General features: G+C 70.5%; 13 protein-coding genes. 3 read left to right on the forward strand and 10 right to left on the reverse strand.

The features are described 5' to 3' along the window. Nucleotides 1–11: 11 nt before the first annotated feature. The 6 genes from B1H29_RS23025 to B1H29_RS23050 all read right to left on the reverse strand — a co-directional run bounded on the left by B1H29_RS23025 (nucleotide 12) and on the right by B1H29_RS23050 (nucleotide 5445). Nucleotides 12–1244 carry a cytochrome P450 gene (locus tag B1H29_RS23025; protein WP_055417132.1) on the reverse strand — a complete coding sequence of 411 codons (1233 nt, stop codon included), beginning with the start codon at nucleotides 1242–1244 and terminating at the stop codon, nucleotides 12–14. Then, a complete protein-coding gene (locus tag B1H29_RS23030) occupies nucleotides 1241–1870 on the reverse strand; it encodes a GTP-binding protein (protein WP_055417131.1) in 630 nt (209 codons plus the stop codon). The genes B1H29_RS23025 and B1H29_RS23030 overlap by 4 nt, the downstream gene beginning before the upstream one ends. Continuing rightward, nucleotides 1848–2201, reverse strand: a complete 354-nt coding sequence (locus tag B1H29_RS23035) for a DUF742 domain-containing protein (RefSeq protein ID WP_055417130.1) — start codon at nucleotides 2199–2201, stop codon at nucleotides 1848–1850. Before B1H29_RS23035 ends, B1H29_RS23030 begins: the two co-directional genes overlap by 23 nt. Next, entirely contained in the window at nucleotides 2198–2620 is a 423-nt protein-coding gene (locus B1H29_RS23040; RefSeq protein WP_055417129.1) for a roadblock/LC7 domain-containing protein, read from the reverse strand. The genes B1H29_RS23035 and B1H29_RS23040 overlap by 4 nt, the downstream gene beginning before the upstream one ends. Before the next feature lie 2 nt (nucleotides 2621–2622). Further along, nucleotides 2623–4263 (reverse strand): ATP-binding protein, encoded by a 1641-nt coding sequence (locus B1H29_RS23045; protein WP_055417128.1) that lies wholly within the window; start codon nucleotides 4261–4263, stop codon nucleotides 2623–2625. 486 nt (nucleotides 4264–4749) lie between these two features. Next, nucleotides 4750–5445 carry a pentapeptide repeat-containing protein gene (locus tag B1H29_RS23050; RefSeq protein ID WP_055417127.1) on the reverse strand — a complete coding sequence of 232 codons (696 nt, stop codon included), beginning with the start codon at nucleotides 5443–5445 and terminating at the stop codon, nucleotides 4750–4752. 222 nt (nucleotides 5446–5667) lie between these two features. On the opposite strand from B1H29_RS23050, the gene B1H29_RS23055 reads away from it, so the two are divergent. Both B1H29_RS23055 and B1H29_RS39460 read left to right on the forward strand, forming a co-directional pair. After that, nucleotides 5668–6495: an SAM-dependent methyltransferase gene (locus B1H29_RS23055; RefSeq protein ID WP_055417126.1), complete on the forward strand. Its 828-nt coding sequence runs from the start codon at nucleotides 5668–5670 to the stop codon at nucleotides 6493–6495. Between the two features lie 139 nt (nucleotides 6496–6634). After that, entirely contained in the window at nucleotides 6635–7720 is a 1086-nt protein-coding gene (locus B1H29_RS39460; RefSeq protein ID WP_234392960.1) for a hypothetical protein, read from the forward strand. A 392-nt stretch (nucleotides 7721–8112) separates the two neighbouring features. Here B1H29_RS39460 and B1H29_RS23065 read toward each other — a convergent pair whose 3' ends face one another. From B1H29_RS23065 to B1H29_RS23075, 3 genes are all read right to left on the reverse strand, one after another. After that, entirely contained in the window at nucleotides 8113–8409 is a 297-nt protein-coding gene (locus B1H29_RS23065; RefSeq protein ID WP_055417125.1) for a DUF6247 family protein, read from the reverse strand. 163 nt (nucleotides 8410–8572) lie between these two features. Next, entirely contained in the window at nucleotides 8573–8755 is a 183-nt protein-coding gene (locus B1H29_RS23070) for a DUF397 domain-containing protein (protein WP_079160408.1), read from the reverse strand. Nucleotides 8756–8761: 6 nt separating this feature from the next. Next, complete coding sequence (locus tag B1H29_RS23075) at nucleotides 8762–9604, reverse strand: helix-turn-helix domain-containing protein (protein ID WP_055417124.1); 843 nt, start codon at nucleotides 9602–9604, stop codon at nucleotides 8762–8764. Between the two features lie 179 nt (nucleotides 9605–9783). Here B1H29_RS23075 and B1H29_RS23080 point away from each other — a divergent pair, with 179 nt between their 5' ends. Further along, nucleotides 9784–10470, forward strand: coding sequence for an ATP-binding protein (locus tag B1H29_RS23080; RefSeq protein ID WP_324610975.1), 687 nt, complete (start codon nucleotides 9784–9786; stop codon nucleotides 10468–10470). A 30-nt stretch (nucleotides 10471–10500) separates the two neighbouring features. Here B1H29_RS23080 and B1H29_RS23085 read toward each other — a convergent pair whose 3' ends face one another. Continuing rightward, nucleotides 10501–13647 (reverse strand): DUF3427 domain-containing protein, encoded by a 3147-nt coding sequence (locus tag B1H29_RS23085; RefSeq protein WP_055417747.1) that lies wholly within the window; start codon nucleotides 13645–13647, stop codon nucleotides 10501–10503. Nucleotide 13648 lies beyond the last annotated feature (1 nt).

Genomic DNA, 13648 nt, shown 5'->3' on the forward strand with positions numbered 1-13648 from the left:
GGCCTGGCTCCTTAGTGTGCGGCTCGGTGAACGGCGGGGAAGGTGACGGGCAGGGATTCCAGGGCGCGGTGGAACGGGCCGGGACGCCAGGTCAGCTCGGTGAGGGGGCGGGCGAGGTCGGTCTCCGGCAGCGCGTCCAGGAGATGGGTGACCGCGGTCTCGGCGATGAGGTAGGCGTGCGAGCGGGCGGGGCAGGTGTGCGGGCCGATGCTCCAGGCCAGATGGGCGCGGTTGCCGGCGTGGCGGCCCTCGGGCACCCCCTCCCTGAGGGCGGGGTCGTTGTTCGCCGCCGCCATCGAGATCACGACCGGCTGGTCGGCCGGGAGCAGCACCCCCTCCACGTCGATGGGGTACGGGGGATAGGAGATGCAGTAGTTCGCCATCGGCGGGTCGGTGTAGAGGACGGCGTCGAGCGCGTCGCGCACCGTGGACAGCCCGGCGTGCAGATCCGCGGAGAACTCCTCGTCGGTGAGGATCTTCAGGATCGTGTTGCTGATCAGGTTGGTCAGGGGCTCGATCCCGGCGCCGTAGAGCGTGACGAGCTGATGGCCCATCTCCTCGTCGCTCAGCTCGGCGGGGTGGAGGGTCAGGCGGGACGTGATGTCGTCGCCGGGGTGGAGCCGGCGCAGGGTCACGAGGTCGGACACGGCCTGGGAGAGGATCCGGTTGCCCTGCTCGGCGTTGGTGGTGTCGAAGATCTTCGCCATGCCGTCGGCGATGCGCTGCCCGATCTCGTCGGGGCAGCCGAGCAGCGCGCTCAGCACGCGGAAGGCGATGGGGAACGAGTACTGGGTGAGCAGGTCCGCCGAGCCCACGGTGCGGAACTCGTCGATGGCGCCGGAGGCGACCTGCTCGACCAGGGTCCGCAGTCCGTGCTGGTCGACCCCGTCGATGGCCTGGGTGTTCGCGGCCCGGTAGCGGGCGTGCTCGGCACCGCCCGAGCGCAGCGCGTTGGGCCGCCACTCCATCATCGGCCGCACCGGGCAGGTCGCCGGGATCAGCTTCTCCCACGCGCGGGGGTCGGCCGGGAAGTGCAGCGGGTCGTTGAGGATGCGGCGGGCCTGGTAGTAGCCGATCACCAGGGTCGCGGGCACCCCGGGCGCCAGCTCGACGGGCACGAGCGGACCGTGGGTGCGCCGCATGCGCCGGTAGGCGGCGTGCGGGTCGGCGGCGAACTCCGGCGCGTACAGGGCGACACGGCCCGGCGGGCCGGCCGGCGCGGGCTCGGCGGAAGGCAACGTCATCGGCGGGACTCCAGGAGGGCGGCTGAGCGGTGCTCGGAGAGGTACTCCGTGAGCGTGATCAGGGCGTGCAGGGAGGACGCGCGGTCGCGGGCGTCGCAGTACGTCAGAGGCGTGGCGGGTTCGAGGGCCAGCGCCTCGCGCAGTTCGGCCTCGGGGTAACCGGGGGCGCCGGGGAAGGTGTTGATGGCGACGGCGTACGGAATGCCCGCGCCGTCCAGCAGACCGAGGGCGTCGTGGGAGGCGTCGAGGTCGCGGGTGTCGGCCAGGACGAGACAGCCGAGGGCGCCCAGGGCCAGGTCCTCCCACAGCGGCTGGAAACGGGACTGCCCCGGCAGCCCGAACAGGTACAGCGCGATCCGGCCGCCGGCCATGTGGATGCGGCCGAAGTCCATCGCCACGGTGGTCGTCGTCTTGTGCGGGGTGCCGCGCAGGTCGTCCACACCGTTGCTGGCCTGCGTGATCGGCTCCTCCATGCGCAGCGGCCGTACTTCCGAGACGCTGCCGATGAACGTGGTCTTGCCGACGCCGAAGCCCCCCGCGACCACGATCTTGGCCGACCGCGTCACCGTGGCCGGGACGTAGGTGACGGACGGGTCGGACCGGTCAGACCATGGAGCGAAGTCCACGGAGCACCTCCTGCAGCAGGTCGAAGTCGGGCTGGTCGTCGATGGCGGCGACCGGGCTGGTCAGGTGGCCGGAGTCCATCAGCGAGGAGACGAGGATGCGCACCGTGGACGGCGGCAGCTCCAGCGCGGCGGCGATGTCGGCGACGGCCAGGCCGCCCTGCGCACCGGCGAACAGCCGCATCACCCGGCGGGCGTCCGGTGGGAGGGTGTCCGTGGGACCGGTCGCGGCGATGACCACGCTCTCCAGGCGCACGTCGGCACGAGCGCTGACCTGGCCCCCGGTGCGGACGTAGGGCCTGACCATGTCGGGGTCACGCCGCGGCCCCGTCATGCCGGCGAGCCGCCTTCCGCGACCGGTACGCGCTCCTCGGTGACCAGTTCGTGCCCCACCCGGGTGGCGAGCCGCACCATGTGGTGGGAGATCAGCCCGACGTCCGCGTCCGGCCCGGTCGTGCACACCGACAGCATGGTGTTCTTCGCGGCGGTGGTCGTCAGGCCGATGCAGCCGACCGACTCGATCAGCAGTTGGCGCATCCCCGCACCGCCGGTGAACTCGTCCCAGGCCTTGCCCGCCGCGCGCAGTGCCGCCGTCAGCGCGGCGAACTTCTCCCCGTCGTCCTGGCCGATCGTCGCGGTGCGGGCCTTCAGCAGCCCGTCACTGCTCATCAGCACGGCGTACCGGACGCCCTCGACGCTGCCGAGCTCCTGGTCGAGCAGCCAGCCCAGGCTGTTGGTGTGTGTGTCTTGCACGATCAGTTTCCTTCGTCGTGAGCGGCGTCGTGAGCGGCGTCGTGGGTGGCGTCGGCGGTGGGCCCGGTCGTCCGTCCGGGGTCGGTGGAGGCTGGTTGGGTTTCCTCCTCCCGGCCGCGGCGGGTGCCGGCCGCCCAGGCCGCGGCGACGGCGGGACGGCCGGGCCCGGTGACGTCGGGGGCCGCGGGGCGACGCGCGGCGGCGGGCGCGGTGGAGCGTCGGCGGACGGTCAGCCCGCTGGCGGTGGTGGCCGGGGTGGTGGCCGGGGATGTGGCCGCGGCGGCTGCGGACGCGCCCGCGGTCGCGGCGGCGGATTGCGGAGCGACCGGCTCGGGTACGGGGGGCTCCGCGGCGGCAGCCGTCGCGGGAGCGGTCGCGGCAACGGTCGCGGCAACGGTCGCCGGGGCCGACGACACGTGGTCGGCGGCGGGGGCCGTCGGCGCGGGGGCGCCGTCGGCCGCGAGGCCGGGCGCGGCCACCGGCGCAGCGACGGCCGCGACGGAGGGCGTGGCCGCCGGCCGGGGCACCGGCTGGGCCGCCGCCGGGTCGACGAGCAGGTTCTTCGGCAGGACGACCATGGCCCGGGTTCCCTGGTAGATGTTCGGCGCGGTCAGCTCGACGCGGAAGCCGTAGCTCTCCGCCAGCAGGGACGCCACGCGCAGCCCGGTCTGGGGGTGGGCGCCCAGGCGGGTGATGTCGTCGCGCTGCTCGCCGGACATCACGTCGCTGGCCCACAGCAGCCGTTCGTCGTCCATCCGCAGTCCGGCGTCGTCCACGATCAGGAAGCAGGCGTGGTGCCCCTGTTCCAGCGAGACGTGCACACTGGCCGCGGGCGGCGAGTAACGCAGCGCGTTGTCCAGCAGTACGGCGAGCGCGTGCACGACCGCCTCCACCGCCCGGCCCGCGACCACGACGGAGCCCATCTCGGGGTGCTTGATCCGCTCGTACCCCTCGATCCGGCCCATGGCCGCGCGCACGATGTCGGTCAGCGTGGTGGCGGGCCAGCGCCGGGACAGCTTGTCCCCGGCGAGTACGGAGTACCCCGACGCCGTGAGCAGCATCTGCTGCGCGAGGTGGTCGATCTCCACCAGTGTCGCGTACGCCTCGTCCGAGATGTGCCGCCGTACGCCCTGGCTGACGGCCCGGCCCAGTCTCGCCGACCGGGCCACGACGTTGTTGGCGAAGCCGCGCACGGCGGCCCGGGCCACGCCGACGGACTCCTGCCGTACCTGGGCGATCCGCCGCTCCGCCTCCTGCCGTACCTGGTCGGTGGCGTGGGCCGCGGCCCGGTCGGCGGCCGCCCGCTCCTGGACCAGTACGTCCCCCACCGCCGAGGCGACCGCGCCGGGTACGGCACGCAGCCGCTCCGCGAGCGGGGTCCCCTCGAGCGGCGCCGGTACGAGCAGCCCGCCCTCGGGGCCCTCACCGCCGTGCCCGCCCTTCACCGCCGCCGGGATCACGGTGGCCGCGAGGTGCCCCACGCACTGCTCGGCCGCGACGAGTTGCAGGGTGAGCCGGTCGGCGTGCTCGCGCAGCAGCTCGGACCGGCGCCGGGCCTGGACGTTTTTGCGCCGGAAGTACCACGCGGCCCCGACTCCGGCCACCGCGAGCACGGCGGTGGCGGTCACTATCAGTTCAGTCATCAGGTCCTCACGGATCGGAAGCCGTCGGTGTGGGGAAGTGGGCCGAGGCACGGAGGGGCCGGGGGCGGCGGTGGGCGTGCGGGCGGCGATGTGTGCGGCGGCGCGTGCGGCGGCGCGTGCGGACCGCGGCAGGCCGGAACGGCCCGGCGGCGGCGAGGGCGCACGACATGGATCTCCAAGGAACACGCGAGGGCCGGTACGAGCAGGGGGCCGACGACGCCGCGGACTCGGAACGGAACAGGACCGCGCACCCCGCACCGCTTCGAACTCCCGTATCCAGAACCGGCGTTCGACGTACGGGAAGGGACCATACCGTTTGCGCTAACGCCTCGTGTCAGCCTCGTGACTACGAGCCGGAACCATCGGGGGTTTGACGTGAAAAATGCCCGGATGGCAGCCGAACGCCTATGGCTGGAATAGGTGTTGGTCCCGCGGGTGGCGCGCTGGTAGACGGACGGCCGTCGTCGGCCGGACGCCCGGGCATCGTCAGCCGGGAGGGCGGGGCTCGACGCTCCGGCGCGTCACCTGCCACTCGCCCGGCGCGGTCTCCTCCGAGTACGCGCGAATCCTCTCGGCACTCCACAATCCCGGCCAGCGTGTGCTGGACGACCAGCGCAGCGACATGAGGATGCCCGTACGGGCGTGCGTCTCGAAGAGCGCCACGATGCGCGACCCCAGATAGTCCAGGGCGGCGCCGCTCAGGTCCGCGCCCCTCAGGTCCGCGACCCGCAGATGCGTGCTGAACAGGGTCGCGCCACGCAGGCTGGCACCGGAGAGGTCGGCTCCGGTCAGATCCGCCTGGAACAGTTTCGCCCGCAAGAGGTTCGCGCCCCTCAGGTCCGCACCCACCAGTCTCGCGCCCGAGAGATCGGCGTCCGTCAAGTCGGCGCCCGCCAACCGCGCGTTCGTGAGGTCCGCGCCCTTCAGGAACGTGCCGGTCAGGGACGCGCCCCGCAAATCCGCGCGCCGGAGCCTCGCTTCATACAAGTGGGCGCCGTCCAACTTGGCATCCGACAAGTCCGCCCGGGACAGGTGGGCCCTTCGCATGCGGGCCAGTCGCAGGTTGGCCCCGCGCAACCGCGCCCAGTGCAGCCAGGCTCCACGCAGGTCCGCGGAGACCAGCTTCCTGCCCGGTCTGATCCACGGCCACAGGGCCAACGGGCCGATCCGCCGACCGAACATCCCAATCCCCCAACCGCCCGAAGAACCTCACGTCACCGTGTATGCCCAGTCCTTCCGGGCCCCACCGGTGCCCGGGGGGCGCGGGCGGGCCCACGGAGGCACGCCGCGCCCACCGCCAACTCCCCACGCACAGACCCCTTTCCGCCCCCGCTCGGACCACCCCGGCACTAGGTTGGTGACCTGATCACCTGACCGCCCGCTCCAACCCGAGGAGACTCCGCCGTGTCGGACACCCACTCCCAGATCGAGGCCGCCGCGGAGATACGGGCCCGGATCGACACGACCACACCGCACTCGGCCCGCTTCTGGAACTACTTCGTCGGCGGCAAGGACAACTACGAGGTCGACCGGGAGATCGGGGACCAGATCAAGGAGATCTTCCCCGGCCTCGTCGACGTGGCGCTCGGCAGCCGGCTCTTCCTGGGCCGCGCCGTCCGCCACCTGGTCCGGGAGCAGGGCATCCGGCAGTTCCTGGACATCGGCACCGGGCTCCCCACCGCCGACAACACCCACGAAGTGGCCCAGCGCGAGGCCCCCGACGCCCGCATCGTGTACGTCGACAACGACCCGATCGTGCTGACCCACGCGGGCGCGCTGCTCACCAGCTCCCCCGAGGGCACCACCGCCTACCTGGACGCCGACCTCTACGCCCCCGAAACCGTCCTGGAGGCCGCCGCCGGGACCCTCGACTTCTCCCGCCCGATCGCCCTGATCATCCTCAACACCCTCGGCCACGTCGCCGACTACGGCCAGGCCCGCGACCTGGTGCGCCGCCTGACGGCAGGCCTCCCGGCGGGCAGCCACCTGGTGATCAGCGACAGCACCGCGACGAGCGAGGGCATGATCGCCGCCTCGAACGCCTACAACGCCAGTGGCGCGACGCCGTACCACGTCCGCGGCGTGGCGGAGATCGCCGGCTTCTTCGAAGGACTCGACCTGGTCGCACCCGGCATCACCCGGGTCCCCTCCTGGCGCCCGGACCCGGACACCCCGGCCGACCCGGCCGCCGCCCCCGTCGACGCCTACTGCGGGGTGGGGCGCAAGCCGTGAGACGGGCCCCTTCCGCCCGCCATCCCGACAGCCGGCGATCAACTCCGCACGAGGTCTCCCCGGTGCTCCCCCGGCAGGGGGAAACGGTTCGTTCGACGGGCTGACGCCGGGCCGGGGCCGCGGGCGGAACGCTGAGAGCATGACCGCTGACGCACGCACGGCGAACAGACCCCGGCCCACGTGGTGGCGGCAGTGGCCGCTCCGGGCGGGCCGGGTCTCGCTGCTCTGGGCGATCGCGTACGCCGGCTTCGGCCTGGCCTGCGCGCTGACCGAGACCCGGGTGTTCCCCTCCGGCGACGCCCTGGGCCCCTCGGCCCCGGGCTGGGCGGTGATGTCGGTGGGAACGTCGGCGGCACTGACCTGCGCGGCGGTCACGCGACACGGGGCGCGGCCGGCGTCCCGAGCCCTGCTGTGGGCGCTGTGCGCACTGTCCGCGCTCGGCGCGTTCGGCCTGCTGATGGATCTGATCACGCTGACGTTCGGCCAGGGTGTGGACAGTCGGGCCGCCGCCGCCCACCACGTACTGGCGGCGACGGGTGCGCTCCTGCTCGCGGCGACCGCCCGCGCCGACCGCCGCCCGCCCGTGGTGACGTACGTCCGGCCGCCGGCCACCGCCGCCGCCCGCTCCGTCCAACTCACCGCCTGCGCGGGCACGGTGGCCTTCGTCCCGTACGTCGTGATGAAGCAGGTCTGGGTCTTCGGCGGCACCTTCGCCGGAACGTCCGGCGCCGAGATGCTCGCGATCTCCGAGCGCAACGGCGCCTCCGGGATCTGGCTCACCCTGGAATCCCGGGGCCTGGACGCCACCGTCCTGCTGGCCGCGCTCGGCGTCTTCCTCCTGTGGGGCCTGGTACGTCCCTGGGGGCAGGTCTTCCCCCGCTGGGCCCCGTTCCTGCGCGGCCGCCGCGTCCCACGCCGGCTCCCCCTGACCCCGGCCCTGATCGGCGCGGCCACCCTCGCCCCGTACGGGGTGTTCGGCCTCGGCTACCTGACTCTGGCCACGACGGGCGTGGTGACGATGCGCCGAGGCGACTTCCCCTCGCCCGCCGACGCCCTCCTGGTCGCCTGGATCGGCATGATCGCCTTCGCCGCCTACGGAATCGCGCTGGCGGTGGCCGCGAGGTCGTACTGGTCCCGGACCCGCCCGCTGCCCGCGGCGGCACCCACGGGGCGGCTCCGGCGCGCGGCCCCGCCGGACGGCCCACTGCCGTACCAGGCACCGTGACCACCCCTCCCCGCCCGCCGGAAACAAGGTGCGTGCGTCAGGGCACACCACCTACCGTCCCAGCCATCGACGACCGGGCCTGATGCGCCCCGCGTCATGGATCTTTCGGGGTTACTCGGGACTTCCGTCGTCCGGAGTCACCGAAGTGATCGCAACGGTGGGAGGTGGAGGCGCCGGTGTGTACACGTACGCCACCGCGAGCCCCGGCACGGCACCCGCGGGCTCGATCCTTGTCTTGCGTACCTCTATGCCGTCCTGTCGGCGGGGTCCCAGCAGTACTCCGAGTCGAGGCACCAGCTCCAGCTCTCGCCGTAAGGATTCCAGTGCCTGTTCCACGCCGAGATCCTTCGCCCGTTGGGCCGCTCGCGCTGTCACGACAGCGATGACACCGGTCACTCGCCTCGCGCCTCGCGCTTCAGCCGCGTCGCCAGGTCGATGCCCTCCTGGACGGCGATGTCGAAGTCGGGGTCCTGATACAGGCGGATCCTGCCCCGATAGTCGACGATCACTGCCGCCACGGCCTTGAGGTCCGTCTCCGTCGACGCCTCGAGTGCGCGCTGCAAATCGATCTCGAAGGTCTCCCGGTCGCCGGGAAACCCGTGCCCGGAACGCAGAGCGGCTCTTATGTCGCCGATGGTCTTCAACGGCAGCGGCGCTGGAATTCCGGTCTCCGCGTGCTGTGCGCTCACGATCGCCTGCTCCTCGGTCTCCTGTGTGCTACTTGGAGTCTCCTACAGTCCTCCACCGGCCGCCCGCTCGTCAGCTCGTACTCGCAGCGGGCGGCGGGCGAGAGGGGTCGGGGACGACTCGAGCGCGGGCCTGGTGCGCCCGTGCCTGCCCCGCTTGGCTGTATCAGCGCAACGCGTCGACGAAGCGATGCCAGGCCTCGGACCCCACGGAGAGGACAGGGCCGCCTCTGCGCTTTGAGTCACGTATCAGTGTTCGGTGCGAGAGGTAGGCGCACTCGACGCACTCGGTTCCGCTGCCGCCGCTGTACGAGGACTTGAACCAGTGGTGCTCTGACGTTGCCGCCATCAAGATTCACTCCTTGCTGACTCTGTCGATCAGTTCGGCTGAGGACTCGAGGTCGAGTGCCTGGGCGCTGAGGTACTGGAACGCCAATCTATAGCGCTGCAGTTCCTCCGGTTTCTCCATGAACAGCCCACCCCCGAGGAGGTCCACGTACACCACGTCCAGTTCGGGGCTCTGGCCGCGAAGGGTGGCAAAGCTGCCCACGGCAGCCGCATGGGCGCCCCGCGCGAACGGCAGTACTTGGACCGTGACGTGCGGACGCTCGGCGATGGCAAGCAGGTGCGCGAGTTGCTCCCGCATCACCTCGCGGCCTCCGACCCGCCGCCGGATGGCGGCTTCGTCGATCACGCACCAGATGTGCGGGGGTTCCTCGCGTGCCAGCAACTCCTGCCGCTTCATGCGGATGTCGACCATGTGCTGCACCTCGCGCTCATCGCATTGCACTTCTGAGGCTCGGTGGACGGCCTCCGCGTAGGCACGCGTCTGGAGCAGCCCGGGTACGTACATGCAGGCGTAGTGGTCCTCGCGAACCACCTCGTCCTCCAAGGTGAGCATGAGGTTCATGGACTCGGGGATGGGATCGGCCAGGGATCGCCACCAGCCTTGGATCTTCGCGCCCTTCGCCAGTTCGACCAGGGCCAGGCGCTCCTCGTCCGTCGCACCGTACTCTCGGCAGAGGGCGTCTACGGCGGGCCACTTGACCGTCCCCTCCTTCGTCTCGTAGCGACTCAGCGTCGCCTTCGAGATGCCGACGCGTGCGCCTGCCTCCTCAAGCGTCAGCCCTCTGCATTCCCTGAGCCGTCGCAGGTCGGCGCCCAGTTGGCGCCTGCGGGTGGTGGGTCCAACTGCCATGTGTGCGGCCCTCCGTGTCGATCCAGTAGATCGTCGTGCTCAGTCGTCGGCGACGGCAAGACGGTGTGCGCCGGGGGCGTGCGATGGGCAGTTGTGCTCCCATCGACGCCATGATGAGAGTTCCATTTTGAGAGTCTCAATGCAACTCTGAGTCACAGCCGGAACACAGTGCGCCAACAGTGGCGCTGGTGAGGGAGTGGTGCGACATGGATGGCTCTCTATGGATGCCGACGCGGCCGTGGAGGCTGCCGTTTCTGGCCGACGCCGAGCAGGTGTCGTCCTTGCGGCGGGCGCTGCGAATCCACTTGGAGTACTGGGGGCTGCACGAACTGAGAGACGCGGCGGAGCTCTGCACCGGTGAACTCATCACCAATGTCATCAAGCACGTCGGACCCGGAACGCCGTCCACGCTGGTCGCTTCCCTGAACGGGCCCCATCTGCGCATCGAGGTTCACGACCCCGACCCCCGCGCGCTGCCGACTCTCACCTGCGCGGGCCCCGACGCAGAGACGGGGCGAGGGATGGTGCTCGTCGAAGCCCTCAGCGACCGCTGGGGTGTCGAGCTGACCGGTGATCACAAAGTGACCTGGTGTGAGCTCCGGCCGCGTGCCGCCAGGGCCGGCCGTCAGGTGCCGGTCCCTCGACTCGCGCGTGCCGCGGACGTGCTGAGTCTGTACAGCGGCTCGGCCCCAGAGCCGCAGCCGGTCGATCAGGGCCGGTTGGGCGCCGCGATGGCGGAGGAGGCGGCGATCGACATCATCACCGATCTCCTCTACTGGTTCCGCCTGCACGGGCGGGACCCTGACGACATGCTGGACCAAGCTCAGGCGCGCTTCGAGGCGGAGAACGAACCTCGGCTCTCCTGAGGCGGCGCGCCCGCGGCCGACGTGTCTGGCTCAGCTCGCCTGGATGGCCGAGTAGGTCCACACGTCGGCCGGGAGGGGGTGCTCGAGCTGCCAGGTGATCGCCATCGGCTTGCTACCGGTGTGCTGCGCATAGGTAGCCGGGCCGAGAAGCATCCACGGTTGGGGCTTGCCTATGTCCGTGTTCTTGTAGCGGCGCATGAAGAGGAGGACGTGACTGCCGCGACGCGCATGCTGCCGGTAGCGCAGGCCGGTGCGCGAGTCGGCTGCCGTCGAGTTCTGGGACTCCCAGTGGAAGAGGGTCGGGTTAAGCGCGTAGTCCTTGTAGCGCACGGTCGGCGAGAAGTCCTTCTCGTCCTTTTCGAGGGTGATGAGCAGCGCATCCGTCTGGAGCTCCTCGACCCACTGCACACCCTGCGCGAAAGATCTCGGCATCTGTCCGCCGAAGCGTGCGACGCCGAGCGCGGCCAGTATTTCGGACCGGTTGTACGCGCTGTGGACCTTCAGCGGGACTTGGCTGAGAGGTCCGGACAGGGCGATCGGGAAGTGGTCGGCCTGCTCGATGACGTGCGCCAGCACTTGCCGGAGTTCATCCCGCAGCGCTCGCTGCGGGTGCAGGGACGCGAGCCCCTCCTCGAAGCTGGTGAACCCGCCCGCGTTGTCCCACAGGTTGAAGAACAGCATGCGGGCGTAGGCCTGATCGGTCGAACCGAGTGCTTCGTACGGCGGAGCGTCGTCCTCCAGAAGCCGCAGGTAGGCCTGCGCGCGCTCGGGGTCATCGACGTGCAGGAAGGCGTGGACCCGCTTGAGCAGTGCCGTTTCACCCGGCGGGACGGCTTCGGTGATCATCCCAGCTCGGCGGAGGACGGTCGTCCAGGAGTTGGCACTCTTGTACAGCTCCTTGATCTCGCGGCGACTCTCCTGGAGATAGTCGGCGAGGCGTGGCGTGCTGTACTCCTTGACCTCCTTCACCAGCGTCTTCACCGTGGCACCCAGTTGGGTCCGGATGTTGTCGAGGACGAGCTCCTTCGACTTGCCCTCCAGAATGATCTGGCATCCGGACGGCAGTTGGGGGAAGTCACGCTCGATGTGCTCGACCAGTCGGTTTCGCGACAGGTTGGTCAGGGCTCGGAACTGCTCCTCGAAACGGAATTCGGCCCGGTGCTGGCCGATGAAGTCGAGGACCGTGAGTACCGGCTTCGTCTCGGTACGCCGCAGTCCACGCCCCAACTGCTGGAGGAAGACGGTGGCACTGTTGGTGGGGCGCAGCAGGAGGAGCGTGTCGACGTCCGGGATGTCGAGCCCCTCGTTGAACAGGTCCACCGAGAAGATCACCTGGATCCTGCCGTCCCGAAGGTCGGACAGTGCCCGGGCGCGCGCGTCGGCAGGCGAGTCACTGTCGAGTGCCACAGCCCGGAGGTCGGCCTTGCGGAAGTACTCGGCCATGAAGTGAGCGTGCGCCTTGGTGACGCAGAAGCCGAGCGCCCTCATGGCTCCGGGGTCGGAGACCTTGTCCCGGATCTGCTTGACGATGATGCGGGCCCGCGCGGTGTGGCCCGTGAAGAGATTGCCGAGCTCTTGGTCGGCGTAGGAACCCTTCTGCCAGTTGAGGTTCGTCAGGTCCGTGCCGTCCGGGATGCCGAAGTAGTGGAAGGGGCACAGCAGGTCGTTCTCCAGGGCCTCCCAGAGCCTCATCTCGGCGGCGATGCGGCCCTCGAAGAACTCGTCCTGGACATTGAGCCCGTCCATCCGCTCGGGAGTGGCGGTGAGGCCCAGTAGTTCCCCGGGCGTGAAGTGGTCGATCACGCGCCGGTAGGTGGAGGCCGTGGCGTGGTGGAACTCGTCGATCACGATGACGTCGAAGTGGTCCGGAGCCAACTGCTCCAGCCGCTGCACGTTGAGCGACTGGACGCTGGCGAAGACATGGTTCCACTCGCGTGGATCCGCGCCGCCATACAGCAGTTCACCGTAGGAGGCGTCGTCCAGCACCTCTCGGTAGGTGCGCAGCGACTGCTTGAGGATCTCCTTGCGATGGGCCACGAACAGCAGCCGCGGCCTACCCCCGGCCGACTCCTTGCACAGGCGGCGGTAGTCGAGGGCGGCCATCACGGTCTTGCCGGTACCGGTGGCAGCGACCAGCAGGTTGCGGTGGCGCCCGCGGAGCTCGCGTTCGACGCTCAACCGCTCCAGCATGTCCCGCTGGTGTGGGAAGGGACGCACCTCGAGGCCGGAAAGGTTGATTCTCAGGTCGGTGGTCGGCGTCGTCCCCCCCGCCTGGGCCAGAGCTCCGTCGAGGCGCTCGCCGTGGAGATCGGGGTCGTATGTCTCGAAGGCCGTGTCGTTCCAGTACGCGTCGAAGGTCGCCTCGAACTTGTCCAGCACTGCGGGCGTGGCCACTGACGACAGACGTACGTTCCACTCCAGACCGTCGAGTAGGGCCGCACGGGACAGGTTCGAGCTGCCGACGTATGCCGTGTCGAATCCCGTCCGGCGACGGAAGAGCCAGGCCTTGGCATGGAGCCGCGTCGAGCGGATCTCGTAGTTGACCTTCACGGTGGCGCCGAAGTCGCGTACGAGCCGGTCGAGGGCATGGCGATCCGTGGCGCCCATGTAGGTGGTGGTGATGACCCGGATCGGAACCCCGCGCTCCTTGGCGGCACGCAGGGAGTCCTCCAACACGCGGATGCCGTACCACTTCACGAACGCGCAGAGCAGGTCGATACGGTCCGCGGTGGCCAACTCGGCTCTCAGCTCGGAGCCCAGACTGAGGTCCTCCGGCGAGTTGGTGAGCAGAGACGTTTCGGAGAGCGGGGTGAGCGGACGGATCGCGTAGGCCCCGGGAGCCTCCCGCTCCGCAAGCGCCAACAACTGCCGAGGCCCTTCGACGATGGAGCTGACGGGCTCGTCAGCGGCCTGATCGCAGGCCCCGGCGGCGAGGGACTCCAGGATGCGGTTGGCGAAGGGAACCCGCCGGTCGGCCGGGAGCTGAGTGAGGCGGCGGGCCACCATGTCACCGATATGCCGCGCCAGCACATGAGGCGAGGACTCCGCGCTGACCTCCGCGTCGACGGCCTTCCAACCAGCGGCCTCAAGTTGCTCCAGCTCGCCGTGCACGCGGTCCGTGATCAGTTGCTCGTAGACCCCCGCGACCGGCTGCGCCGATCCCCCCGCTTCTCCCACC

Origin of the sequence: Streptomyces pactum, assembly GCF_002005225.1 — a bacterium.
Taxonomy (GTDB): Bacteria; Actinomycetota; Actinomycetes; order Streptomycetales; family Streptomycetaceae; genus Streptomyces; species Streptomyces pactum_A.

What these genes read in the sequence shown, in the direction of transcription:
- B1H29_RS39460 (WP_234392960.1), top strand. Translation starts at nt 6,635, where the DNA reads ATGACCGCTGACGCACGCACGGCGAACAGACCCCGGCCCACGTGGTGG.
- B1H29_RS23025 (WP_055417132.1), bottom strand. Translation starts at nt 1,244, where the DNA reads ATGACGTTGCCTTCCGCCGAGCCCGCGCCGGCCGGCCCGCCGGGCCGT.
- B1H29_RS23050 (WP_055417127.1), bottom strand. Translation starts at nt 5,445, where the DNA reads ATGTTCGGTCGGCGGATCGGCCCGTTGGCCCTGTGGCCGTGGATCAGA.
- B1H29_RS23075 (WP_055417124.1), bottom strand. Translation starts at nt 9,604, where the DNA reads ATGGCAGTTGGACCCACCACCCGCAGGCGCCAACTGGGCGCCGACCTG.
- B1H29_RS23045 (WP_055417128.1), bottom strand. Translation starts at nt 4,263, where the DNA reads ATGACTGAACTGATAGTGACCGCCACCGCCGTGCTCGCGGTGGCCGGA.
- B1H29_RS23070 (WP_079160408.1), bottom strand. Translation starts at nt 8,755, where the DNA reads ATGGCGGCAACGTCAGAGCACCACTGGTTCAAGTCCTCGTACAGCGGC.
- B1H29_RS23035 (WP_055417130.1), bottom strand. Translation starts at nt 2,201, where the DNA reads ATGACGGGGCCGCGGCGTGACCCCGACATGGTCAGGCCCTACGTCCGC.